Origin of the sequence: Caballeronia arvi, assembly GCF_001544695.2 — a bacterium.
Taxonomy (GTDB): Bacteria; Pseudomonadota; Gammaproteobacteria; order Burkholderiales; family Burkholderiaceae; genus Caballeronia; species Caballeronia arvi.
Genome location: NZ_FCOM02000038.1, coordinates 33,707 through 58,674, shown reverse-complemented (window position 1 = coordinate 58,674; position 24,968 = coordinate 33,707). Strand labels below are relative to the sequence as shown.

Here is a 24,968-nt window from a genome sequence, read left to right as displayed (position 1 = left end):
CGTGATTGGGTGCCGTGGGAGTGTACTGGAATGGACCGCCCGGACGGCGATGCTGCGGTGCGTGCTAAAAAACGAAAGATGCCTGATGCGGCTGCTGGACCATTTGTAGCGTACCGCTATTTTTCTCCAGCAACTCATCGTACCGAGCGAGCACCGACACGGCGTCCACACACTGTATGTCGATGCCGATGAGCGCCGCTACGCGGGACCGCACGCTGGCGAGCAGTTTGGCCTCGTCGAGGGTCGGACGGACGGTTGGCCAGCCGGACGTGAACAGCAGATGCGCGGGGATTTCCCCTTCGATGGCCTGACGTTGTACGGCGGCGGTTTTCGCACGGGAGACCGAGGCGGCGAGCGCTGGTGACAATAGTTCGGGCGCGACGTCGGCAAGCCACCGTTGTCCTTGAAAGGCGAATGTCGACGCGGCCTCGAGCTCGACCATCGCGCGGTAGACGTCGTGATTGTCTGCGCACCTTGCTGCGGCGCGAAGGTCATCGAGCGAACTCATGATGCAGTAAGCGCACGACACGCGCGATGCGCCGTAGACAGTGTAGGCCTCGTGCAGCGTCAATCCGGCCGCTGCGATCTCCGTGAAGACTTGGTCGACGGTCCATTCGATGATCGCGTTCCACGTGACGCCTGTGCGGCCTTTCGTCGATAGCGATGCGAGCGGGACGGATACCGGCATCTTGCTGCGGGCGCTGCTTTCCTGCCGGCGCACGCCCGTGACGTTGACGATGTCTTGGGTGGGAAAGCGCTTCTTGAGGGCGGAAAATATGACCGAACTTTTGAGCTCGGACGTGCAGAACCTGAGAGCCGGTGTGCTCCACGGCAGAATGAGCCGCACACAGGACAGGTCACGATATCGCTCGACATTATTGGCCCAACGCTTTTCCCATCTGGCGAGCATGTCGCCCGCTTGTCGCCGCACCGTCAGCAGTTCCCATCCGAGATGCGCTGCGAGTCTTTCGCACACCGGACCGCTGTCTCTCCATTCGACGCGACCGAGATCGGAATGCACGAGAATCCTCGGGCCAGTGTGGCCGATCGCATCGAGGTGACGCGCCACGGCCAGCGCACAAGCGACGCTGTCTTTGCCTCCGCTCACCCCAATCGCGACGACTTCATCTGCTGCCAGCAGCGCGGCAATCTCGGGCGTGATGGAGACACCTCGCGCTGAAACACCGACGTGTTGATGATTGATGCGCGGCGCGCGCAATGAGGACAGGTCGATGGTTTGGAGCATGGCAAAGAGGAATCGAAGAGGATGATTCATCTTCGCAGTTGCAGCGCGAAGTCAAGGCGGCGAAGGCAGGTGAGTAAGCGCGAGCATGGACATAAAAGAAAGACCCCTGCGGATCGCTCCGAAGGGGTCTTGGTACCACACCTAACTCACTCCGGCGAATCATATCGAATTACCCGATGGGCGCAAAGGACCCTGATCGCGTCATTGTCGCTCGACCGAAGACGATGAATGAGAAGAGGCATAGCGAAATCGCGAGCTTTCCTGCATTCGGCGCCACGCCGGATCCGTAGACTAACGTCATTCCCCGCGCTTTCAGCGCATCGACCTACCCCTCCAGCGTGCTGGAGGTCCATTCTTCTCTCCAGCCGTTTTGACGGCTATCTTCTGGCGACCACCTGTTGGTCGCCTTTTTTCGTTCCGTTGGGAGCCAATCCCAATGGGAGACGGCTCCCTTTTTTTCTAGGAGCTGTCTATGTCTCGCAATCTCGCACCTATCGTCAAAGTTTCCAGCAACAGCGGTTTCATGGCGAATCAGCGTGTGATCGCTACAGACGTCGAGGCTAGCCCGCCGCAACGCTACACCGGTCGAATCAATTCGGTGTGGAGCGACGGTACGGCGGTCGTGATCTGGGACTATCCGCTCAATCCTCAAGCCGAGCGGCATCTCATGAGCGGCGGTCACGTCAGACTGCATCACCTCAGTCGCACCACCTCGTAGGTCCCCTTAGATGACGCGTCCAGTGCAGTTTGCTGGACGCCGTTTCGTCGTTTCCGATACTTGGAGCTTCCCTTCACGGGCGGCTCCCTTTCTGATTCAGGAGTCGCTCATGTTCCCGATGCTCAAACATGCTTTCAGCAGTCTCGCCTGGTACGCCAAGCAGGACGCTGAAGCCTGGAAGATGCTGTCGTTTCTCGTTGGCGTGTTGTTCGTCTCAGCTGCGATCGCTCTGGTTTCGCACTGACGCCCGTCGGTCCCAGTCTCTCGTTGCTCGTCTTCCTCCCTTTGGGGCAAACCTGCCCCTCGGGACGGATTGCCCCGCTTTTATTTGTCGAGGCAATCCATGTTCAAGCTTCTCGTCGCCATCGTCCTTCTCTCGGCGCTGACGGGCTGTACGACAGCCGACTTCGGTTCGCCGAACACGTATCAGCGCTATGACGTGCAGCGCTTCGGTCAGTACGAGCAGGCAACCATCCTGCGCGTACGTCCGATCACGATCGAGAACTCGTCCGATACGTCGGGCATCACTTCGATCGTGAGCGTGGCAGCAGGCGCGTTTCTCGGCTCGCAAGTCATCGGTAATGGGCGCGGCCGATATATCGCCGGCGCGCTGTCCGGCTCGGCCTCCGGGCTGATCGCGCAGCGTGTCAGTTCGGTGATGTCGCGGCACAGCGGTGTTGAAGTCTCCCTTCGCCGCGCCAATGGGCAAACCGTGGTCGTCACGCAGGTCGACGATCAGCAATTCGCGCCGGGTCAGCAAGTCTTTCTCGTCTCCAGCGGGTCCGGCTACCGGATCACCCACTGATCTCGTCGTCCAACATCCTTTAATGCGCGGTGCGAACCGCGCAAATCCCTTGCGGGGCAGGCTCCCGCAAGGGACCTACCTCGTCTTATCCGAGGCAATGATGAAATTTCCCCGAATGTTTTACGCGGACCGCAGCAGCGCCAATTCTGGCGCGAAGGCGGCCCTTGAGCGTCATGCAACGCGCGTTCTCCGACGCGTCGCGCAAGACTTGCGGCTTGCCGGCAGTTCGCATGAAATCGTCAACGATTCACGCCGTGGCAGTTCTTCGGTGCGGGTGTCGCTTCGTACCGAAACGCTATTCGTCGATGTAGTCGAGCGGCGCTGTGGCTCGGGCGTCGCGCTGTTTTTTAGAACACGGCGTGGCCGCTCCGACTTCACCGGTGGCGGTGAGAACCACGTCTCCCTGCAGCAGCTTGAAACCCGGGGCGGCTATCAGGCAATGCTTGATGGACTGCGTCTCACCGGCGGCATCGATCTGAAATGCGGGGTTCGTCGATGAAACTGGCGAAGGTGAAAATCGAGTACAGCTCCGGCACGACGATCGTCGACCGGGTCACCCTCGATCCAGCAACGGGCCAAGTTCATCTGGCGCCGCGTGTGCTCGGGCTGTTGAGCAAGATGGAGGAGTCCGAGTGCTCGCCGTCGTTCAGCCTGGAGTACAAAGGCTACGTCTTGCCGGTCGCGACGGTAAGTGGCGGTGGGTATGTGATTTCAATTCCTACTGACCCTGGCCCGGGATTCCGACAGGTGCTTCACGCAATCGCGACGCCGACTAAGGACCAGCGCCAGCAAAATGGCCGGTACCTTCACACTTTATCGGCGGCGTCGATTGGCGGGCTGGTGGGCTATGTGCACTCTGCGTCGTCGTGGACTCTGTCGACGATCGTGGGGTCGACGATCCTTGCCGGTCTTGGAGTACTATTGTGGTATGCGGGTTACCATGCGGTGAAAGGGGAATGATATGGGTGCATCAATCTTCACTTTAGTGCTTGGCGTGTCCATTGCAGCTTTCTTCATGTGGACCTCCAACAACGGCCGGAAAGCCGATCGCGAACGCGATTGGGGTAAATGATTCTACCCAGCGCAAGCTGAGTCACAACACGTAAGCCGCACCCTTCGGGGTGCGGTTTTTTTTCGTCCATCGCTTTTGCGCGCCTACGGGCGCGTTTCGCATTTCAGGAGCCCCACCATGCCTCAACCGATCACCGCCGCACTGCCAATGGGCGTCAGCGCCTCTGGCGCAGTCGATCTCAAAGCTGTCGCCCGGCTGGACACCCAAGGTAAAACGGTGAATCAAGTTTTCTCAGACCTGACCCGGGTCTTGTGCAAGACCGATGTGGAGCCGGAGTGGCTGTGTCCGGCCAACATGCTCGACGACGCCAATGAGGCCGTCTACGGCGCTCGCCACAGCAGACCGTGGCCAGAGTTGTTCTCGCAGGACCGGGTCTCCGTGTCTGTGTGCACTGGCAATTCGGAGGGGTGGATCATCCACGTCGACTGGATTGGCCGCCGACCGCTTCATGACGCTATTGAGCGGTCTTACATAGTGACGCCGTTGCTGCGCGCAAAGGTCTTCTCGAGCGACCACGCGTGGACGCTCGCGCGGGTGATTGCGCGATTGCTCGACGCCGCGTAACGCCGTTCTCACTTTCCTCGCGCCATTAGGCGCCGCCCACCCTTGCCGGGCATCGACCCGACGGGGATCGATCGCCCGGCTTTTCATTGAGGCAATCGATCATGTACCAGCTTTCCTTCGCAGGATTTTCCCAGTCCTTCCGCACGATGCTCGAGGTGTTGAGCCTCTTCCGGAGCAACAAGCTTACCGCTGGCCTCGATGCGGCCGACATATCGCTCGCCTTCTTCGGCCATCCCGTTTCGGTCACCCGTTTCAATGGCACATTGACCGTGCGCAGGCCCGGCACTGCGACAAGCGTCTTCCTGTCGCTGATCGACGAAATCGACGGGGCGTACTTCAGACCTGCGTTCGCCGCATTGGAGCCGTGGCAAATCCGCCGCGAACACTGGCAACTGCTGTATCTTGCCTTCGATCTGGCTCGGGATCCGCTGTATTTGTTTTCATCCGATCAGGTACCGCAAGCCAACGAGGAGGCGGGTCAGTCCGGCCCCCGCGGTCTGGATCTCTTCGAGCACCTGCAGCAAGAATCCGAACGCCGCTTCGGGTTTCCTTACGCAGGCCCAGTCGTAGAGGACGGAGGCGGTCAGCGCAACGGTCGGCATGAGGTCCATGTCGCCTATGCGCTCGCCGCAGGAAAGCCGGTTCCGCAAACGGTGATCGACGACTACACCTCGTTGTCGAAGTTCAACTCGGACCTGCAATGGGCAAAGTCGCTGCTTGTTGTGCCTGAACTGCGTGGTGCGCTGCCGCTTCCCAAGCTCGCGGCGCTCGCGTCCGTAATGCGTCATTCGAAGCAGGCGATCACCTCACAGAACGCCGCGTTGCTTGTCATGCTCATGGGCCTGGCCCGAGACGAGCCGTCAACGGTGGAAGTCGATGACCTGTTGTTCGCGAAGGGTGTGCTCGATCAGCACCCATTGCCAGAGACGTACTTGAAGCCGGTCGACGTCGGACAGCCGTCATGCACGTTCGCGGAAGTGCTCAGGCGGACATTGGCTGATCAAACGCGTGACAAGCGGTTGAGCGAACTCGAGCAGGCGCGGGCAGCGGGCATGAAGAGCAAGCGCGATCTCGAACTGGGCAAGCAAGTGGCCATTCTCGATCACGGCAGGGCCACGCACACGTTCGGCAACGATCTCGCGAGAGCAATTCAGGAAGCCGACATGTCGTACCTGCTGAGCGTACTTGATCGACCAGACGACGCGAACCGCGGGACGAAACAGGCTGTGCGGGAAGTGTTCGGCATCAAGCTTATCGGCGTTCGCGCCGCGCCGCGGCGCGGCGTCGGGCGATCTTCGAGTTGGCTGGCATGGATTCGGCGCAGCAGGGGGAGTGGGAGGCGCTGTCCGTGTCGCAGCGTGAGGCGCGGCGCGTTGCGCGTGGAGTTGCACGTGCCCGCGAGATGGCGCTGTTGTCGCGTGTTCGTACAGAGGACGGTGCTGTCTTGACCGCAGCCGATTGGGTCGATCGCACGATCGCTGAAGGCTTTTCGGAGATCGTTAGCGTCCGCCAGGGCGCAAGCGTGCGGTACGCGCTCGCCGACCCTGTGCGTCGCCTGCAGGTATCGCTTCGTGCAACCGACGGCACGCTAGCCTATGCGCGAGCGTCGCTCGAGCAGCGCGCAACCTGACGCACAATGGCTGCGCAGGATGGCGCCATCACGACATAAGCTGCCGGAAGAATCACCCTTGTCGGAGCCTGATCCGGCAAGGACTGGTCAGTAGGTTCATCACAGACGCTTCCTCTCGGACACGGCAGGAGCTAATCAGACAATCTTTAACCAACCCGGCATCCGTGCCGGGTTTTTTTTCGCCATCAAGACGGGCGCGGTCGGATAAGGCACCCCAAAAAAGCGATCATTTCGCCGTTGCCAGCGCGGCCGGCTCCCTACACTGCTCTTATCACCCGCGTCTTTGACGCATCGACCTTGCCGTCACCAGCCGGCATTTTTCTTATTGCCGTATCAATGCCCCCTAGGGACCACGTCCCTACGGGCGTAGTCTTTATGGGGCTTCTCTGGAAGCCATCATGAAAGTCACGCCCGCTCAACTCAGTGAACTCCTCTCGCTGTACGTGCCGAAGCGCCTTCCGGTGCTGATCACTGGCCGCCCCGGCATCGGCAAGAGCGACATCGTCGAACAGACCGCGCAAGCGACCGATCACGAACTGCTCATCAGCCATCCGGTCGTCGAGGATCCGACCGACTCGAAAGGGTTGCCGTTTCCCTCGGCAGACGGCGCAACCGCGAAATTCCTGCCCTTCGGGGATCTGGAACGCGCGATGACCGCCAGACGCCCGCTCATCTGGTTTCTGGATGACCTCGGGCAGGCCTCGCCCGCCGTGCAAGCCGCCAAGATGCAGCTGCTGCTCGCGCGGCGTGTGGGCGAGCACGTGCTCCCGCCGCAGGTGACCTTCCTCGCGGCCACCAACCGCCGGACGGACAACGCCGGTGTGTCGGGCATCCTCGATCCAGTGATTTCCCGGTTCGCCACGGTGGTCGAACTCGAACCATCGATCGAAGGCTGGACGCAGTGGGCCGTGCGCGAAAACATCCCACCCGCGCTCATCGCGTTCCTGCGCTTCCGCCCGGACTTGCTGTCCGTGCAGAAAACGTCGCGCGATATTGAGAACACGCCTAGTCCGCGTAGCTGGGGGTTCGTGGCCAAAACCATGGATGTAGTCCCCAAACATCTGGAGCACATCTCCTACGCCGGATCGGTGGGCGAGGGTGCGGCGACCGAACTCGTCGGCTTCCTCCAGATCTTCCGCGAGCTGCCGCAGCCGGACGCGATTCTCCTCGCACCCGATACGGCGATGATCCCCACGATGCCGGCGGCATTGTTTGCGATCGCGGCCGCGCTCGCGGCGCGCGCGACCGAGGCGAATTTCGATCGCATCGTGCGCTACGCCGAGCGATTGGCAGCCGAAGGGCATCGCGAGTTCGTGGCGCTGCTGGTGCGCGATGCAGTCGGGCGCTCCCCGCAGATCCAGAACTCGTACGCGTTCATCGCGGCTCAAGGCGGTGAGATCGGCAAGATCATCCGCGGCGAGTAATACGTTCCTCAGCTTCACTCTCTGTCTCAGCTTCACGTCTTTCAGCGCCACCTCTCGGCCCTGTTGTGTCTTCGGACGCGCAGGGCCGTTTTCTTGGCTCCATCCATTCCCTTTCTACACGGAGTTTTCTCATGGACATCACTTCAATTCAATCGAAGGTCATGCTGTGCTCGGTCACGATTTCCACCTGGGTTGCCCGCCGTTTTGACGGCAAGGTGACCGAGGAGGTCGAGAACAAGCACCACACGAAGGGCATCGGCAGATTCAACAAACGCCTGTTGCCCGAGCACGCGCCGAGTTTCGCCGAAGTCGGAACGCTCGCCGGTCGCATCCGCTCGTATTTCTATGACCACACCCTGAAGTACGACCAGTTGGGCGTGCGCCTGCTGCCAACGATGGTCTACATGGACTTCGCCGAAAAGATGCGCTCGTTGAAAGACGAGTTCGATTTGGCGGTTTCCGTGTTTCTGACCGACTACCTCAACCTGAAGGAAGCTGCTCGCGAGGAACTGAATGGGTTGTTCAACGAGGCGGACTATCCGACTCTCGCTGAGCTGTCCACGAAGTTCGGCGTGAAGATGGCTGTGCTGCCGTTTCCTGACGCCAGCCAGTTCGGCGTCGAGTTGCCGGCGAACGTGCTGACGACGCTCAAGAGCGAGCTCGACCAGCACGTTCTAGCGTCGATCGCGACCGCGAACGACGATCTGGTGCGCCGTCTCTACGAGGCCGTTTCGCAGATGGCCAACCGCCTGTACGCGACGGGCAACGTCCGACTGGACGTCGCCAACAACGTGCGGGAGCTCTGCGCGCTGCTGCCGAAGCTCAACTTCTCGAACGACCCGCAACTGACGCACATCCTCGAGCAGGCCAAGACGCATTTGGCCGTGCACACGGGCGCGGAGTTGAAGGATTCGCGCGTGCTGCGCTCTCAGGTGGCCAGCAAGGCACAGGAGATCGAGGGGTTAATGGCTGCGTTCATGGGCATGCAGCCGGAGCCGATGGAAGTCGAATCGGAACGTTCGCAGCTACTGCGCCTCGTCGCGTAAGGGGGCGTCATGGACCGCAATACGATCGTGTTGGGGGCCATGTCGAGCAATTGCGCGGTCCATCCGCGCATTGCCCGGCAGCGCACCGAGCTCGTCCTGTCGCAGCCATTCTTTGGCGCGCTCGCGCTGCGACTGGCTGTCCGCGAAGATCCGTCAGCCAAGACGTTCTGGGTGGATGGCGAGACGATGGGCTTTAACCCCGCCTATCTCGATTCGCTGAGCGACCTTGAAGTGCGCGGCGTCGTCGCGCACGAGGTGCTGCACGTGGCCAATGGCCATTGCTGGCGCCAGGGCGCGCGCGATCCGGATCGGTGGAACGATGCCTGTGACTATGCGATCAATCCGATCGTGGTGTCCGCCGGCATGGTTTTGCCCAGGGGCGCGCTGATCGATCCGCGTTATACGGGGAAATCGGCCGAGGAGATCTACGGGTTGCTCACGCAGGAGGCCAAGCAGAAGCAACAGCAACAGCAACAGCCTCAGCCGCAGCCGCAGCCGCAGCCGCAGCCGCAGCCGCAGCCGCAGCAATCTCAGCCTAAATCACAACCGCAGCCGGATCCACAGGGCCAGCAGCAGCCGAGTCCGCCCAATCAACCGTCGCAGTCGAACGGGAAGCAGGGTGGGCAGCAAGCTCCGCGGCCGGGTCAGCAACCTCAACCGGGTCAGCAGCCCTCCAATCCTGGGTCCTTTGGGGAAGTTCGGCCGTACAAGGGTCCGGACCAGCCGGTGAAGGAAGCGGAATGGAAGGTTGCCGTGACGCAAGCCGCGAAAGCGGCCGCGATGCGCGGCAAGCTGCCGGGCGATCTGCAGGCGATGGCGGGCAAGGCGGTGCGGCCGGTCGTCGACTGGCGTGCAGTGCTGCATCGCTTTGCGCAGCAGTGCTCGCCCTCCGACTACAGCTTCGCGACGCCGAACCGCCGGTATCTGCATCTCGGGTTCTATCTGCCCGCGCTGCACACGCCAGCGATCGGCGATGCGGTTTTCGTGCGCGACTCCAGCGGCTCGGTGTTCGACGAGACGCAGGCGCAGTTCGATGCGGAAATCCTCTCGGTTTTCCACTCGTTGAAGCCGGCGCGGCTCATCGTGATGGATTGCGATACGCGCGTGACGCAGGTGCAGGTCTTCGAGCGCGGCGACTCGCCGGAGATCAAGCCGGTGCGCGGCGGTGGCGGAACGGCGTTCGTCGAGCCGTTCAATCGCGTCGTGCAGGACGGCATGAATCCGGCGTTTCTCGTCTATCTGACGGATATGGATGGGCGGTTTCCGGCCGTCGCACCGCATTACCCGGTGCTGTGGGCATCGACCACACCGCTTGCGCGCGCTCGCAAGGCGCCGTTCGGCGAAACAGTGGAGGTGATTTGCTAAACCAGTGCAGTCGATCTGGACATTGCTGAAAACAACCCCGCAGAGTCAGCGGGGTTTTTTGTTTCTCGAATCCTCGTTCGGCCTCGTGTTCGCATTCAGTCATTCGGTCAATGGATTGAGTAACGTCGCGAGGCGCCGCAGCTCTTTGTCGATCCCGCGACGAACGACAGGGAGATAACGCCATCGTGAGATATGTTCGTGGGGTTCGATCCACCATTGAAGAACACCGCTGTCGCGAAAGTTCGCCTTCAACCACCAACAAATCCCCGGCTCGCCACTTGCATATCCCGCTTCCAGTGCCCGATGCACACGCTGTGCAAGTTTCTCTGACGACTCGAAAATGACGAACGGGTTTGACCGATTCAAGTGGCCCTCGCACGACCATAGTGTTTTTACTACATCTTTCGCGTTCAACACTGTGCAGACAGGTTGTATCCCAATCTCAATTATGGTTTCCTACACGTCCGCTAGTCGGATCAGTCTAAAGACTCCATGTTTAGCAAAGATTGACCCGCTGCTTGCCGAGAAAGCTACATCTTTTTCAGCGTCTTTCCCCGCTGACAAAGCTACCCAGGTAGCTCTCCGTGCTCTCGATAGCGTGGCAAGCTTCTTTCGCGCAGTGTCGTAGACCAGTGCGTCGGCGTCGCTCATCAAAAGCCGCACAATTTGACGCCTCTTTCAGCATCCGCGGGAGCGTTGCAACGCGAACAATACTCGACATGTTAGATCGCCCACAGAGCATCGCATGTCAGACACCGCCGACAACCATCTGTTGAAGTTGCGCCCGCTCGAAGCGGAGGCGGTGCGCATGTTCTTCCGGGCACTTGCGCCGCTGCGCGAGTTGCTCGACGCGCCCGACCTCGCGGAAATCATGATCAACGATTACCGCAACGTATGGGTCGAGCGGCGCGGTGTGATGACGCGCGAGAACATCGATCTGCGGCCTGAGCACCTCGAAGGCGCGATCTATTCGCTCGCCTCGTCGGTCGAGAAATCGGCGAAGGCGGGGAGCGACAAAGGGATCATCAACGCGGGTCACCAGAATCTGCGTATTGCGGCCGTCATGAGTCCGACATCGATCGACGGGCACGCGCTCAGTATCCGGAAGCACCGCGAATCCAAGCTCGCGCTCACCGACTACGTGAGCATGGGCGCATTCGCCGCAGCCAACGCCCGACCGGAATTCGTCGAAGCGATCCACTTTGAGGAAGGCATCGAGAACGAAGCGCTGATGCGCGCGCTTGTCGCGCTCGTGCAGTCGCGCAAAAACGTGTTGGTCGCCGGCGGCACGTCGGCCGGCAAGACGACGTTCCTCAACGCGCTCATCGAACAGATTCCCGCGGACCAGCGTGTCATCTCGATTGAAGACACGATGGAACTGAAGCTGCACGTCCCGAACCGGGTGCGGTTGCTGGTCAACGCCGACACGAACGTCACGACTCAATTGCTCGTCGCTCTCTGCCTGCGCTTCCGTCCCGATCGCATCATCGTCGGCGAAGTGCGCGGCGGTGAAGCGTACGACCTCCTGCAGGCGCTCAACACCGGCCACGACGGTGGACTGGCCTCGATCCACGCCAACAACGGGCGCACCGCGCTCAGCCGCCTCGAATCGCTCGCCATGCTCGGCATCCCCAACGGCTCGCGCTGGGAGCTTGAGGACATGCGTAAAAGCATCGCCGATTGCTTCAACTACGTCGTGCATTTCAAGCGCACCGGCGAAATGCGGCACGTCTCCGAGATCCTCGAAATCCGGGGCTTCAAAGATAACGATTACGACCTACAACGTGTTTTTTAACGGGAGCATCAAAAATGAAGGGAATGAACGTTCTGAACCACGCCGCAACGCTCGCCAAGCGCCTGCGCCCAGGCAAACCGATGCTCGTAGGCGCGCTGCTGAGTGTCGTGTCGATGGCGGCGATGGCCGCCGGCGACTATTCGTCGCTCACGGGACTGACCGACATCATCTGCACGATCAGCAACCTCATCAGCGGCCCGTACCTGTACGGGATCGGCATCGTGCTCATCACTATCGGCGGCGTCGCGGTGGCCAACTCGGAAAGCAACATCGCCAAGACGTTCTCGGTGGTGCTGGTGGGCCTCGGCATCGCCTCGGTGGCCGTGCCGATCATGCGCGATCACTTCAAGATGGCCGTTGCTTGCTGATATGCGCCAGCACAAGGTGAGTCGAGGACTTTCGCTGCCGCGCCAGATGGGCGGGGCAGATAGGGGCTTGGCGATTTTCAATGGGACGCTGACGGCGCTGCTCTGCTACACGAGTTGGAGCCCCGCGTTTCTCGTCGTCGGGGTCATTGTGCATGTCTTCCTGCGATGGAAAAGCTCGACCGATCCTTGGTGGCGAATCGTGATGCTGGTCTATAACCGCTATCCGGACGTCTACGAGCCGGGGCCGAGCGAGAAGTTCAGCGCGCGGTTCAAGCGCCCATACGGCTTTGATCAGGATCTCCAATGCTGAAAATGATCTTCACGAAGCGCGCAGTGCAGGAAATCGCACCGTGGGCAACGCTGGTCACGCCCGAGCTCGTGCTCAATAAGGACGGGTCGCTCCTGACCGTGTTCGAGTTCGATGGCGTTGACGCCGATTCGCCCAATCCGGGCGATATCACCGCCGCGCGCGACAACCTCGACCACGCCTGTCGCAACTTCGATCATCGGGTGACCGCGTGGTGGCGCATGTCGCATCGGCGCGTGAAGGGCGGGATTGACGGGACGTTCTCCTCGGCGGCCGCCGCGCAGATCGACGCCATCAATCAGGCGAACATCGGCAGCGGGAAATACTTCAAGAATTCCCATTCACTCGCGCTCGCGTTTACGCCCGAGACCGGCATTTCCCGTGTGTTCGACAAGATCAGCTACCACATGACCGTGGGCGGGAAGAATCTGTTCGCCGCGATGTTCGAGGCGGCGAAAGACACGATTCTCGCGCGCAGCGCTTTCGCGTTCGACCTGACGAAGATCCAGAACGAGATCAAGCGCTTCGAGTCCGTCATCGACGGATTCACGGGTGGCGTCACGCGTCTGAACATGAAGCGCCTTCAGTTGCAGCACATCCTATCGTTCCTGCATCAGAGAGCGAATCCCTCGAGTCCGAAACGCCGGGTGCGCTATCCGGTCACGATGCTCGACACGCATCTGACGGAGACTGAAGTGACGATCGGCGCGACCGAACTGATGTTCGAGTCCGCGCACGGCAAGGTGTATGCGCGCATCATCGGCGTGAAAGAGTGGATGGGCTTTCAGGAAGCGGCGCTCGACGTGCTCGCGCAGGTCGATGCGGAGCTGGACGTCTGCGTGATGTTCCGCTTTCTCGACACGTCTCGCGCGAGCAGCTACATCAAGAAAATTCGGGGGTTTTACAAGGTGGCAGCCTTCAATCCGATCGCGATCCTGAAGCAGTGGGCAACGAAGGAGGAGCAGAAGAACGACGAGGGGCGCGAGCTGCTCGCCAAAGAGGCGGGCGATGCGCTCGCCAAGCTCGACGCTGAAGGCCAGCAGTACGGCTTCGCTAATATTTCCGTGGTGGTATACGGCAACACGCCCGAGGAGTGCGAGGACGCGACGCGTCAGGTCGTGGGCGTCATCGGCAACGCCGGCTTCGGCGTGATTCAGGAAAAGACCAACCTGTTTGCCTCCTGGAGCGCGACCTTGCCGGGCCGTTGGGACCAGCAAAAGCGCCTGCAGTTCGTCGAGACGCCCGCGATCTCGGACATCGCGCCTCTGTGCAGTGTCGGCGAAGGCAAGAAGGTCAACGACTGGCTGACCGAGCAGTCCGGCACAAAAACCGGGCCGCTCACTTGCCTGCCGACCCGTCATCGGACCCTCCAGTATTTCGATCTCCATCATCCGGGCGGCAAGGCCCATCTGCTCGTCGTGGGTCCGATCGGCGGTGGTAAGTCGATTTTCCTGAACTACTTGATGGAGCAGACGGAGCGTCACGGCGCGCGCCGCATCCGCTTTGACAAGGATCGTTCGACGCGCATTCCGACGCTACTCGCCGGCGGGCGCTTTATCGACGCCACGGGTCGTTTCGAGGCGGCAACGTCGGTGAATCCGCTCTCGTTGATCGGCGACGAGAAGCACTGGCCGTATGTGGCGGACTGGGTGCAACTCGTCATTGAAGGCGAGGATTACACCTGTACCCCGCAGCAAGAAACGGAGATCTTCGAGCGCATTCGCACGCTCGCGGTGGGCTACCCAGCTGAAACGTGGCGGCTGTCGGGGCTGATCACACTGCTGTCGTCCGACCTTCGAGATCGCCTGTTCGTGTGGACGGAAGGGCAGAAGAACGGGCGTTTCTTCGACCACGTCGAGGACGGCTTCGATATCTCGGACAACCTCTCGATCGAGATGGGCGACCTGTTCCAGAACTTTCCGGTTGCGGCCGCGCTGTTAATGGACTACGCGTTCTATCGCATTGCGCAGATTCTGGACGGCAAGCGCTACACCGTGATCGAGATCGAGGAGGCGGGATTCTTCTTCACGTACCCGAAGTTCTACGCGCGTCTGGAAATCTGGGCCGTCACGATCCGAAAGCTCAACGCAGCACTGCTCATGGCGACACAGTCGCTCGGGCAACTCGCGCGAGTGCCGAACTTCGAGATTCTCAAAGAGAACATCCCGAACATCATCTATCTGCCCAACAGCGACGCGATCAACAACCAGTCGCTCTATCGGGACATCTTCGGCCTGACCGTACATCAGATCCGCATGATCTCGGACGCGGTGCCCAATCGCGACTATCTGTGGGTGACGGCCACGCAGACACGCATGCTGCAAGCCCAGTTTCCGAAGGAAGCGCTGGCTTACTTGCGCTCGGACGGGCGCGCTCAAGCGCTACTCGACAAGCACGTGAAGTCTGGAAGTGCCCAGTGGCAGCAGGACTACGTGCGCGACGTGCTTGCTAACGCCTAACCCGCACTCCAACTCTCAATCGAAGGTTCAACGGACTGAATGGCCATGATCAAGAAAATTCTTCGCTGCATCGTCGCGACCGGCGTCCTGACGGTCGGATTCGTGCAACACGCCCATGCGAACATGCCCGTGTTCGATGCGTCAAACTTCATTCAGAACACGATGACCGCGGCGGCGGCCGTCAAAGGTGAGGCTTATCAGGATAGCAACCTGATTTACCAGTACCAGATGATGTTGAACCAGCTTAAGCAGGCGACCAATCTTGATTCCGCCGCGATGCTGGCTCAGTTCAAGAGCATCACCAGCGATATCACGGATCTGTCGAAATACACCAGTGCCCTCAACGATCTGTATGGCGGCCTGCAGAGCAACGCGGAGTATGCGAGCAAGGTTCAGGCGCTTATCACGCAATCGGGCAAGACGCCCGAACAGTGGTTCACTGACCAAAACACATTGCTGCAGAACAACGACAAGACGGCCAAGCAACTCTTCCAGCAAGGCAACGACGTGATTTCGCACGTCGGCGCGCTCGCGAAGCGCCGGCAGGAAATTCAAGACAAGCTGAATATGTCGCCGACGATGGAGGCGACCGCGCAGTTGACCACACACATGCTGGACATCATTTCGAGCCAGAACGGCGATCTCATCTCGATGATGGCGGCCAAGCAACGCAGCGACGCAGTCAAGGATTCGGCCACTGTCGCTCAGCAGGAGGCCAATAACAACGCGAAAGCCGCGTTGAAGGCGCAGCAGGATCGCGAACGGGCGGCTTTCGATGCGCAGATCGGCTCGTCGACGACACTGGGGCAATGATGAACCGTCACGTCATGACGATCCTTCGCACGCTTTGCCTGATGTTCGCGATCTTTTGCGGCGCCGTCGGCTCGTCCTCGGCCGCGTGCGCACAAGCGGCAAGCGCGACGTCGGGCTCGGATGCGACCGCCGGCACGGCCGGCACTGCGGCGCTGCAAAGCAAACCCGGGGAATTCGCGAACGGCGCGACGCAAGCGGCTGAACAGATTCGCGTATTACTCGGCTCACTTATTCCGTCGGCGATTGCGACAAGCACGGGGGTCATGACCGAGGCGAACAGGTTTGCGTGGGGTTTGGGAATCATCTCGCTCGTTCTCGTCGGCGTGCGCTTCGCAGGAACCCATCATCCGGTGTCAGCCTGGGTCAATCTCTTCGAAGAAGTCGCAATTTTGGGCATCTTCGTTGCCCTTTATCTCGGCTATACGACCACGGCCTCTGGCTTCTGGAATTGGTTCGAGCAACTGGCGTCGAATATCAGCGGGGGCAATAACGGCAGCACCGGTGCGGCGATGGCAAAGCTGGCGGGCACCATCTTTGAAGCCGTGAAAGCCAAGTTTAGTCTTGCTGGTTTGCTGGATCTGGGCGGCTCGGTGGCGGACATCATCGTTCTCGGCCTGGCGTTCGCCTTCATGTGCGTGGCCTCGATCGTGTTCGTGTACTTCTCGGCGGTGGGCCAAATCCAAGCGGCTGTTGGCATCGTGCTCGGGCCGATCGCGCTCGCGCTCGGCTTCTCGTCCTATACGCGAAACTATTTCGTGAAATGGCTCGATTGGATGATCAGCGCGGGCATGTATATCGTTATCGTCGCCATACTGATCAAGCTGGTCGGCAACTCGATCACGAACGCGGTGACGGCCGCGACGAATGTCGGCGGTAATACGACTGTGAACGGCGCGTATGTTTTCGATCTCTCGATTTTCATCCTTCTGCTGTCGTTCGAGATTCCGAAGCTGGCGACGATCTTCGGCGGCGGTGCGACTGCGACCGGCACCGGAGCGCTCAGACTCCTCAAGGGAGCGTTGTAATGGGCGTGCTGCATGAACCGATTGCCGTAGAAGCGCTCTTCACGACGCATCAGAAACGCATCGAGTTGGTACGTCAGTGTGCCAACGAAAGCACCGACGCCGAATTTGCGCGGAAGTGGGTGGCAGTGCTCCGCCGTTGTGCGAACTGGTTCTCCTCGATGCCGCTCACGCCCGAGTTGCATTGCGAGCCGGGTGGCGCGTTTCGGGCGACCATCGAATCGACCTTCTACGCGATGCGTCTGGCCGGTGGCCAGAAGTTCGCGGCAGACCTGACTTCGGACAAGCGCAGGAAGCTCGAGCCGCAATACAACTACGCTGTGTTTCTTGCCGCAGCGTGTTCGCTGCTCGACGAGCCGTTCCGCCACTTCGAGTTTGTCCGCCAGTCCGATCGCGAGCAATGGAACCCTGCCGCGCACGGTGCGTTCGGCTTCTGGATAGGCGCGAACCACTACGCCGTCCGCCGGCGCGCGACGCCCTTGAAAAACGAACGGATGCGCACGGCGATGTTCGCGCAGACCGTTATCACGCCCGAACTGCTCGAAGGGCTCGATACCGCGGTGCACTCTGACCTGTTCAACGCGATCAATCCCGAACGCAGTCCGCAGGGATTCGAGGCACTGGTGCACAAGGTCGTGCGGCAGGCCATGGACGTCTCGGTGAATTTTGAGCAAAAGGCGCAGCGCGCGGTGTTCGCACCCGTGAAGTTCGATGTGCCGTCCGCAGTTCATGTCGCACTGGAACTCGAGCCGCAGATCGTCGCGGCCTCACCGCAAAGCGCCGCCGCTGGATTCCAGCCTTCGGCCTCGCCGGCGACGCCAGCACCCGCTCAAGCCGCGCCGAATGTGCCCGCTACTGCAAGCCCTGCCGCAACTTCTGGCGCAACCGCTGCAGTGCCCGCCGCTGGCCCCCAGTTTTCTCAGTCGTTGCTCGATGCGTTGGAGCGCAGCGACGCACAGGCCGTTGCAGCGGCCTCGACTGAGCCCTCTTCCCGCCCCACAGTGGAAACTGTCGAGTCCGGTGCTGCGTCGTCGCGTCCGGCGCCCGTCGATCCTGCGACCGCAGGTGCGCCTTCGCGCAGCGCGTCGTCGAAAACGGGGCCGACAGACGAGGCGCTGAATGAAGTGCTGGGCCCGGGCTCTGCGATGTTGAAGGAGTTCTTCAAAGCGCTGGCCGGTGACGTGGCATCGGGAAAAGCGAAGGTGGCGTGGGAAGAGAAGGGACTGGCGGTGCAAAAGCGCCTGGTCGGTGCGTACGGCATGACCAGCGACACGTTGGTCGAGCAACTCAGGAAACGCAGTCTGCTTCTTCGCGCGCACGGCAATGACGTCTGCATTGTCGAGCGTGCAGGAAGGCTCATCTCGGAGCGGCCGACCTCATGAAATACGTCAACCACTTCCGTCCGATCTACGAGTTCCGGCCGTTTCTCCTCTGGCCGGTCCTGATGGTGGGCATTCTCACTTCGGGCATGCCGTACGGCTGGGCCTTCGCGCTCGTGGGCGCGGTGCTCCTGGTGATTCGAGGCGTTCAGGTGTGGAGGGCGCTGAGCTTCCGCATGGCGATTTCCACCAAGTGGCTTAGCAAGATCCACATCGACAAGCTGCTCGCGACGCAAAAGCTCATGAAGCAGCAAGCGGACTCGATGTACCTCGGCACCGGCTTCGAATGGACGCAGAAGCACACGCAGATTGCGCACGAGATCCTCCGCATGCCGGTGACCGACATTCCGTCGTTGCCGAAGTGGCTGTCGAGAACGGAGATCGGGCGGGGCGTCGAGACGCGCATCGAGAGCCTGTTCGGACCGAGGGACAGCATTCGCGATCGCATGCCGCAAGGCTCATCGTGGATCCACGGCATGGAGCCAAAGAAGGTCCGGGTGCCGTTCCACTACAAGGCGATGGGCGGCCACACGCTCGTCGGAGGCACCACGGGCGCGGGCAAGACGCGCACCTATGAGGTCATCTCGACCCAAGTCATTCACAATCCGAACGACGTGCTCATCATCGTCGACCCCAAGAACGACGACGAGTGGAAAAGGCGGGTTGAAAAGGAGTGCGCCCGCGCAGGTCGGAAGTTCTTGTACTTCAATCAGGCGAAGCCCAACGAGTCGATCAGGCTCAATCCGCTCGAGAACTGGTCGCAGCCCTCGGAAATCCCCTCGCGGATCGCGCAATTGATGGAGGAGGGACCGTTCCGGGACTTCGCGTTCCTGTTCATCGATCGCGCCGTAAAGGGCGAACTGTACGTAGGCGACAAGCCAAACCTGCGTTCGATCCTGAAATACGCGCAGTCGGGCATCGGCAATCTGCTGGAGCGCTGCCTGCGCCGCTTCTTCGTTGAAAATGGGCTCACGAACTGGGAAGAGCTGACCGTCGCAGCCACCGTCAAGGACGCCCAACGTCGCAATGACGTGTCGCTGACGGATGGAATGGCCAAACTTTACCTGGACAAGTTCGCCGCACACGACAAGGGGCACGAGACGCTCGATGGTCTGATCGCCACGCACACGCACGATCGCGAGCATTACATGCGCATCATCGCGTCGGCGCTGCCGCTGCTGCAGATGCTAGCCACCGGTGAGACCGGCCTGATGCTCGCGCCGAAGGCCGATGATTTCGACGACGAGCGCGAGATCTGGGACATCGACAAGATCATCAAGCAGAAGGCCGTGCTGTACATGGGGCTCGATTCGCTGTCGAACAACATCGTGCAGAAAGCGATCGCCTCGATGGCGCTGTCCGACGTCGCGGCGGTGTGCGGCGCGATCTACAACTTCTACGCGGAAAAGCCCGACGTCGTTCTGATCATTGACGAAATTGCCGAAGCCATCAACGAACAGGTGATTCAAATCCTGAACAAGGGGCGCGGGGCAGGGTTCAAGGCGTTCGTCGCCTTCCAGGCGCGGGCCGACCTCGAAGCGAAACTTGGAAACGCAGCGAAAATGCTACAGGTATTAGGAAACCTAAATAATCAGGTCGTTTTAAGATTGGAAGATAGCGACACCGCCAAGTGGTTCTCGGACAAGGTGGGCGAGACGGCGGTCCGGGTGGTCAACATCTCGAACAGCACCAATACGACGACCGAGGCCCATGCGCTCGAATTCAGCGGCTCGCAGTCGCGCTCGATCCAACTCGAAAAGGTGCCGCTCATTCCCGTGAAGCTGCTTCACAGCTTGCCGAATCTGCAGTACTTCATGCGCATCTCAGGCGGTGCCGTGTACCAGGGTCGTATTCCCATCATCGAAGGCTAACACTCAAGACTATGTCCGCTGCATACAAAAACATCATTCGCGATCACAAGCTGTCACACAGGTTGATTCCGGTTTTCAACGTCGCGCCGGAACTCGAGCTTGCCTGTTCGCGTGTGGCCGACTTCATCGGCGAGCGGTTTATGGGAGATAAGCGGCCGCTGGCCGCGGAGATGATCGAATCGGCGCTCGATGGCTTCAGGCGCGCGAAGCGCGCGGGTCACCCCCACGTCGCTTTCATGCAAGGGTTGTTCGAGCCGGCCAAGCTGCTCTATGCACGCCGGTACGTGGCGCGGCGTGGTGAAAAGGTCGCTGTCTGGTGCCCCATGATCGACGCGATTCCGGCTTTCGAGGAGCGTCACGCGAATTACGAATTCGAGATGGTCGACGAGCGCTGCCCGGAGCACATTACCGAGCGCACCGCCGCTTTCCAGTTGGCCTCGCGTGTGTTGCAGGGCGAGGCCTTCCGCCGTTACTTTGAGGAATACGATGTCGCTCACCGTTACGATCATAGCGAAGCTGTCGGGAGCTGATCCCCACACGGCGCAACGCGCATGCGACATCGCTGGCGCGTTCGATGGCGAGGTCAATGCGCCTGTACCCGAGGAGTTTACATACGGTGCGGGCGCACGGTGCTACGCGTTCGCGACCATCGGGCAGACGCGACCCGCGCTCTTTTGGGGCGGCCTGGTTGCGATCGTCGCGATTCCGGTGCTCATGCTGGTGAAGGTGCTGCATGGCTAGCCGCTTCGGGTCGCATCTGAAAGTGTGGTTTTTGCTGGTACCGGTGCTCTCGATCGCCGTGATGCCCGCGATTCCGGAGCGAAGGCTGTTCGAGGTGCCGGAAGCCGAAACGAGTTCGTTGATCTCGTCGGTCGGGCAGGGGCGTGCGGACGAAGCGGTGCGCCATGCCAACGAGACGTTTCGGCATGCATTTGTCGACACAGACCTGCTGCATCGCACGCTCAACGCGTCCGGTAACGTGGGCGGCATGAACGACGGCGGATTCTCTACCTTCGCCCATACCTGGACCGAAAATTTCTGGCTGCTCGTGTACCGGATGCTGTTCCGCGCGATGGTCATGAAGATGTGGATCGTGGGCACGCTGGAGTTTGCGCTCGGCATGTTCATCGACGGCACGGCGCGTCGAAAGATCAAGGCGTCGGCCGCTGGCTTTGTCAGTCCTCTGTCGTTCCATCTTGCGGGACACGGACTGTTGCTCGTGAGCGGAACGCTGTTCGGCGTGCTCGTTGTGCCCTTGCCCGTGCTTGCAGGCTATTGGGTCGTCGTGGCCGCGCTGCTAGGCGCGTTGCTCTGGAAGGCGGCAGAGTCGTTCCAGTCGTCACGGTAGAAGCGGATCGTAAGTGGTTGGTTGAAAAGCTCGCAAAAAAATGCGTCTTATCCCGCCGAGAGAGCTATCCGGATAGCTCTTTCTTTCGCCTTCCTCCGCGCCCATCAATCCGGGCCCTCCGGCAGCGGTCCTGCTACCCATATAGGTCTTGCCGCTCTCACAGGGGTAACTGTTACAAGGTGACCGTTATCCCTGCCCCGATTCCGTCGCCACCCACGAAAGCCGCTTCAAATAACCTCTGTTTTGATCGTCCGTGGGCGCTCGCCCCCGCAACAATGAGGACTATGGGCAGCGCGTTCGCTTGCCTATTTCCAAATGACGAACTCGGACCGAAGGGTCTGGACAGGAGAGGCAGATGAGCACTGTGGTCGAAACCGAAAAGGACAATCAGGTCGCGCTGGCCGCGCTGGAACAAGGCACGACCGAAGCGCCGCTCACGACGGACGGGGCCGACGACGGCGAGCTGGAGCGCGAGCTCACCCAGATGGAGGTGGACGCGGACCGTTTGCAGAAGGAAGGTGTGATCTCGACCGACGACGCGAACATGAAGCGCGCCGAGGTAGCGAAGACTCGCAAGCTGTTCCGTGACCTGCCGGCCGCCGAGCGTATCGCGATCATCAAGCGCCGTCGCGAGATCGGCCGTCAGTTGCTGGATCGCCAGTTGTCGGGGGCGGCGGTCGTCACCGCGCAAGTGCGCCTGAACCACACGCGGCTCAAGCCGCTGTTCGAGCAATGGTGGCCGTACATCAACCGCATGAGCATCAACATGCAGCGTTTCGGCCGCTCGACATTCGGCGAGAGCGACAAGGAAGTCGTCAACAGCGCGTTGGAAAAGCTCCTGGCAGGCATCGAGGTCTATGTCGATGAGCAGCTTCGAGTGGCCGAAGGATTCCGCCAGCAGAAAGAGGCTGAGCTTCGTGCCAACAAGGAATTCGTGTTCGAGCCGACGATCCCGATGCCGGCAATGGATATCGAGGTCGAGGCTTACTCGCGTTTCTCGATGCGCGTGCTGAGCGCAATCATGAAATTCGACCGGGCGATGGATCACTTCGACTTCATGGTGTGGAACGGCATTCGCGATCAGTCGGACGTCGATGATGAAGGGGTCAACTTTCTCAAGCGCTTCAATCCGCTGGGCATTCGCGGGTACATGACGCACCTGAAGCTGATGACGACGGTACGCGGCAGCTAAAGGGCACGAAAGGAGGCGGGATGCTGGACGAACTCAATCCCCAGCAACGGGAAGTCGCCCAGTTGCGTCAGCATTGCGTGGCGATCGCATGCCCGGGCGCGGGCAAGACCAAGACGATCGCCACCAAAGCAGCCTTGCTGCTGCAGGACAGCGCCGCGATGGTCGGCGCGGTGACCTTCTCCAAGGATGCCGCCATCGAACTGCGCGAGCGTATTCTCAAGGCTGCCGGCGACGCCGTGAAGAAGCGGCTGATCGCGGGCACCTTCCATTCCCTTGCGTTCAAGCAGCTTAAGCGTCCCGGCGCGCGGCCCCTCGATATCGCATCCGACGGCGATCGGCTTGGTCTTCTCATCCGTGTGATGCAGGAGTTGGGCCGCGAGGGGAAGGCCGAAGATGTCATCCCAACGATCGAGAAGATCAAGACGAACTTCGGTCGGTGCGACCCCAACACTGACGACGGCGAACTGTACCACGCCTATCAAGACGCGCTCGCGCGCAACGGCAAGATCGACTTCCAGGACATGTTGCGCCTGGCCGTGGAAGGGATGGAAAACGGCACGATCCTGCCGTACGCGTTCACCTATTTGCTCGTCGACGAGTTTCAGGATACCGACCCGCTCCAATACCGCTGGATCGAACTGCATGCGAAGGCGGGGTCGATCGTCACCGTCGTGGGCGACGATGATCAAAGCATCTACGCGTTTCGGGAAGCGCTCGGCTATCGCGGGATGGAGTCGTTCATCCAGGCCTTCGCCGCGAAGCCTGTCGTGCTCGGCAGCAACTATCGGTGCCGTTCAGAGATTCTGGCGGCGGCGGATCGGGTCATTCGTAACAACGTCGATCGGATCGGAAAGACGCTGCGTGCGGAGAAAGGTCCCGGCGGCAGCGTGCTGAGTTCGCGTCATCCTGACGAATACGAGGAGGCAGTCGCTGCCGTCGAGGTGCTCGGTCCGTTGCTCGCCAAGGGCCAGTCCGGCGCGATTCTTGCCCGCACAAACCGCATTCTCGACCCGCTGGAAGCCGTCTGCCGCTCGCATGGCGTCAAGTACTACCGGGCTTCCGGCGCTTCGGTGCTCAGCCGGCCGGAAGGCGCGCTCATGTGCAATCTGCTCGAAATCGTCGAGCGCGTGAAGGATACGGGTCTCGACGCGGTGTTCGCTCACCTGGGCCTGACCGCGCAGCAGCTTCGGGCGCTACACGCAGACATGGGGGCGGAGTTCACACAGAAGGGGCGCGCCGAGTTGGTTGCCCTCGGTCTGCCTGAGGAGGTCGCCACGAACTACCGCGAATTCATGAAGCGGCTCGCTGAGTGGCAAAGTCTGTGCGAGCGCAAGTTTCATTCGTTGACGCTTTCGGGGGTCGCTGAATGGATGATGAAGTATGCGAAGAAGGAGGCGGCGAGTCGCGCCATTCAGGCAACCGATGACGTGCTGTCTCGTCTTTCCGGCACATTCTCCGAACGCCTTCTTTTCCTGCGGCAGACCAATAACGAGCCGACGCCCGGTGCACTCATCCTCACGACGATGCATAGCTCAAAGGGGCTGGAATGGGATCACGTGTGGATCGCACGCAGCGAAGAGACTGTGGTGCCTGATCCGAAATCGACGGAGCCGGAAGAGCGGCGGTTGTTCTACGTGGCAATGACGCGTGCGCGCGAGTCGTTAATGATCTCCGGCACGAGCAAGAATTTCGAGTCGAAATTCGTCAGCGAAGCGAAAATCGCGGTCGCTCAGGCCGCTTAACCTATTAGGCCACGTCCAGACAGCAGCAGACACGTCGCGGCACGTTCATTCAGACACGCCGTAAGCTGCTCAACGTCCGTCTCGATCCGAGCCCGCGCCTCTGAGATGGCGCTGTCGAGGTCGCCTGACGCAAGGGGAAAGACAATCCCGTTTCCCTTGAAGGAACCCTCGTGATGCACTCAGGACTCATAGGCGAACGCGCCGCACGATAACTGCGTCACATTGAGCGTGACTTTGTAGGTGCGTTGCAGGCCTTGGCTGCGCCTGTGACAAAATTCGAGCACGTGAGGTTGGTACATCATCAGCCTCGTCGGGTGGAACGGTCACGGGGAGCGCCGCGCGTGGTGCGATTCGGCGCTCCCTTGAAGAAAAGCTCAAGCAAAGAGCTTACGGCTGGTTCTTCTTCACTTGTTCCTTGGCGTCGCCATACTGCTTGCGCGCTTCGCCTGCACCTTGTTGCACCTGGCCCTTGACCTGTTGCGTGGTGTCGCCGGTCATCTTGCCAACGCCTTCGTTGACCTTACCCTTCGCTTTTTCGAGCGTGCCCTTCACCTGGTCCTTGTTCATGGTCAGCCTCCGTCGTGTCCGTGGAGAATTCCACGCTTAGATTTGAGCAAACTCTGGACCCGTCTTGATTCCCAAAAAATAAAAAGCCCGCGCGATGGCGGGCTAAATCCATATTAGTGGAGACATGGAGGAGACGGGTTAAGTATAAACCCTAATCGAAATTAGACAAGCGGTTTTCCATGGTGCATCCTCTGATGTCGAAGTCTGGGGGTTCCAGTGCGGCGTTGCGGGAGGC

Annotated in this window: 25 protein-coding genes; 23 read left to right on the top strand and 2 right to left on the bottom strand. The window is 60.6% G+C overall.

Translation table 11 applies throughout. The features are described 5' to 3' along the window. Nucleotides 1-64: 64 nt before the first annotated feature. The gene (locus AWB74_RS30180; RefSeq protein ID WP_061150298.1) at nucleotides 65-1,246 is read right to left on the bottom strand and encodes a phosphoadenosine phosphosulfate reductase family protein; all 1,182 of its coding nucleotides are present in this window, start codon (nucleotides 1,244-1,246) and stop codon (nucleotides 65-67) included. A 472-nt stretch (nucleotides 1,247-1,718) separates the two neighbouring features. Here AWB74_RS30180 and AWB74_RS30175 point away from each other — a divergent pair, with 472 nt between their 5' ends. The 23 genes from AWB74_RS30175 (at nucleotide 1,719) to AWB74_RS30060 (ending at nucleotide 24,166) form a co-directional block, all read left to right on the top strand. Continuing rightward, the gene (locus tag AWB74_RS30175) at nucleotides 1,719-1,964 is read left to right on the top strand and encodes a hypothetical protein (protein ID WP_143749330.1); all 246 of its coding nucleotides are present in this window, start codon (nucleotides 1,719-1,721) and stop codon (nucleotides 1,962-1,964) included. Between the two features lie 109 nt (nucleotides 1,965-2,073). After that, nucleotides 2,074-2,208 (top strand): hypothetical protein, encoded by a 135-nt coding sequence (locus AWB74_RS48250; RefSeq protein WP_268811215.1) that lies wholly within the window; start codon nucleotides 2,074-2,076, stop codon nucleotides 2,206-2,208. 99 nt (nucleotides 2,209-2,307) lie between these two features. Then, entirely contained in the window at nucleotides 2,308-2,769 is a 462-nt protein-coding gene (locus AWB74_RS30165; protein WP_061150295.1) for an outer membrane lipoprotein, read from the top strand. A 100-nt stretch (nucleotides 2,770-2,869) separates the two neighbouring features. After that, a complete protein-coding gene (locus AWB74_RS30160; protein WP_235024735.1) occupies nucleotides 2,870-3,268 on the top strand; it encodes a hypothetical protein in 399 nt (132 codons plus the stop codon). Further along, nucleotides 3,265-3,729 carry a hypothetical protein gene (locus AWB74_RS30155; RefSeq protein ID WP_061150294.1) on the top strand — a complete coding sequence of 155 codons (465 nt, stop codon included), beginning with the start codon at nucleotides 3,265-3,267 and terminating at the stop codon, nucleotides 3,727-3,729. The genes AWB74_RS30160 and AWB74_RS30155 overlap by 4 nt, the downstream gene beginning before the upstream one ends. Before the next feature lie 229 nt (nucleotides 3,730-3,958). Beyond that, entirely contained in the window at nucleotides 3,959-4,405 is a 447-nt protein-coding gene (locus AWB74_RS30150) for a hypothetical protein (RefSeq protein WP_061150293.1), read from the top strand. Nucleotides 4,406-4,506: 101 nt separating this feature from the next. After that, nucleotides 4,507-5,853, top strand: coding sequence for a hypothetical protein (locus AWB74_RS30145; protein ID WP_143749329.1), 1,347 nt, complete (start codon nucleotides 4,507-4,509; stop codon nucleotides 5,851-5,853). A gap of 580 nt (nucleotides 5,854-6,433) precedes the next feature. Continuing rightward, a complete protein-coding gene (locus tag AWB74_RS30135) occupies nucleotides 6,434-7,459 on the top strand; it encodes an ATP-binding protein (RefSeq protein ID WP_061150290.1) in 1,026 nt (341 codons plus the stop codon). 131 nt (nucleotides 7,460-7,590) lie between these two features. Further along, a complete protein-coding gene (locus AWB74_RS30130) occupies nucleotides 7,591-8,505 on the top strand; it encodes a hypothetical protein (RefSeq protein ID WP_061150289.1) in 915 nt (304 codons plus the stop codon). Nucleotides 8,506-8,514: 9 nt separating this feature from the next. After that, the gene (locus AWB74_RS30125) at nucleotides 8,515-9,870 is read left to right on the top strand and encodes a vWA domain-containing protein (RefSeq protein ID WP_061150288.1); all 1,356 of its coding nucleotides are present in this window, start codon (nucleotides 8,515-8,517) and stop codon (nucleotides 9,868-9,870) included. 745 nt (nucleotides 9,871-10,615) lie between these two features. Further along, a complete protein-coding gene (locus AWB74_RS30120; RefSeq protein ID WP_061150287.1) occupies nucleotides 10,616-11,665 on the top strand; it encodes a CpaF family protein in 1,050 nt (349 codons plus the stop codon). A 14-nt stretch (nucleotides 11,666-11,679) separates the two neighbouring features. Beyond that, on the top strand, nucleotides 11,680-12,033 hold the full coding sequence (locus tag AWB74_RS30115) for a TrbC/VirB2 family protein (RefSeq protein WP_061150286.1): 354 nt from the start codon (nucleotides 11,680-11,682) through the stop codon (nucleotides 12,031-12,033). A 46-nt stretch (nucleotides 12,034-12,079) separates the two neighbouring features. Further along, the gene (locus AWB74_RS30110; RefSeq protein ID WP_061150322.1) at nucleotides 12,080-12,343 is read left to right on the top strand and encodes a conjugal transfer protein; all 264 of its coding nucleotides are present in this window, start codon (nucleotides 12,080-12,082) and stop codon (nucleotides 12,341-12,343) included. Then, the gene (locus AWB74_RS30105) at nucleotides 12,337-14,799 is read left to right on the top strand and encodes a VirB4 family type IV secretion system protein (protein WP_061150285.1); all 2,463 of its coding nucleotides are present in this window, start codon (nucleotides 12,337-12,339) and stop codon (nucleotides 14,797-14,799) included. The genes AWB74_RS30110 and AWB74_RS30105 overlap by 7 nt, the downstream gene beginning before the upstream one ends. A gap of 45 nt (nucleotides 14,800-14,844) precedes the next feature. After that, on the top strand, nucleotides 14,845-15,612 hold the full coding sequence (locus AWB74_RS30100) for a hypothetical protein (protein WP_061150321.1): 768 nt from the start codon (nucleotides 14,845-14,847) through the stop codon (nucleotides 15,610-15,612). A gap of 14 nt (nucleotides 15,613-15,626) precedes the next feature. Continuing rightward, entirely contained in the window at nucleotides 15,627-16,637 is a 1,011-nt protein-coding gene (locus AWB74_RS30095) for a type IV secretion system protein (protein WP_235024734.1), read from the top strand. After that, a complete protein-coding gene (locus tag AWB74_RS30090) occupies nucleotides 16,637-18,016 on the top strand; it encodes a TraI domain-containing protein (protein WP_061150283.1) in 1,380 nt (459 codons plus the stop codon). The genes AWB74_RS30095 and AWB74_RS30090 overlap by 1 nt, the downstream gene beginning before the upstream one ends. Then, on the top strand, nucleotides 18,013-19,884 hold the full coding sequence (gene traD / locus AWB74_RS30085; RefSeq protein WP_061150282.1) for a conjugative transfer system coupling protein TraD: 1,872 nt from the start codon (nucleotides 18,013-18,015) through the stop codon (nucleotides 19,882-19,884). Before AWB74_RS30090 ends, traD begins: the two co-directional genes overlap by 4 nt. Nucleotides 19,885-19,895: 11 nt before the next feature. Continuing rightward, a complete protein-coding gene (locus tag AWB74_RS30080) occupies nucleotides 19,896-20,414 on the top strand; it encodes a hypothetical protein (RefSeq protein ID WP_061150281.1) in 519 nt (172 codons plus the stop codon). Then, nucleotides 20,371-20,625, top strand: coding sequence for a hypothetical protein (locus AWB74_RS30075; protein WP_087039290.1), 255 nt, complete (start codon nucleotides 20,371-20,373; stop codon nucleotides 20,623-20,625). Before AWB74_RS30080 ends, AWB74_RS30075 begins: the two co-directional genes overlap by 44 nt. Continuing rightward, entirely contained in the window at nucleotides 20,618-21,232 is a 615-nt protein-coding gene (locus AWB74_RS30070) for a DUF4400 domain-containing protein (protein WP_061150280.1), read from the top strand. Before AWB74_RS30075 ends, AWB74_RS30070 begins: the two co-directional genes overlap by 8 nt. A 355-nt stretch (nucleotides 21,233-21,587) precedes the next feature. Continuing rightward, nucleotides 21,588-22,424: a hypothetical protein gene (locus AWB74_RS30065; protein WP_061150279.1), complete on the top strand. Its 837-nt coding sequence runs from the start codon at nucleotides 21,588-21,590 to the stop codon at nucleotides 22,422-22,424. 20 nt (nucleotides 22,425-22,444) lie between these two features. Next, a complete protein-coding gene (locus tag AWB74_RS30060) occupies nucleotides 22,445-24,166 on the top strand; it encodes an ATP-dependent helicase (protein ID WP_061150278.1) in 1,722 nt (573 codons plus the stop codon). Between the two features lie 387 nt (nucleotides 24,167-24,553). Here the strand turns inward: AWB74_RS30060 and AWB74_RS30050 are convergent, their stop codons facing one another. Continuing rightward, the gene (locus tag AWB74_RS30050; protein ID WP_061127526.1) at nucleotides 24,554-24,733 is read right to left on the bottom strand and encodes a CsbD family protein; all 180 of its coding nucleotides are present in this window, start codon (nucleotides 24,731-24,733) and stop codon (nucleotides 24,554-24,556) included. Between the last annotated feature and the right edge of the window lie 235 nt (nucleotides 24,734-24,968).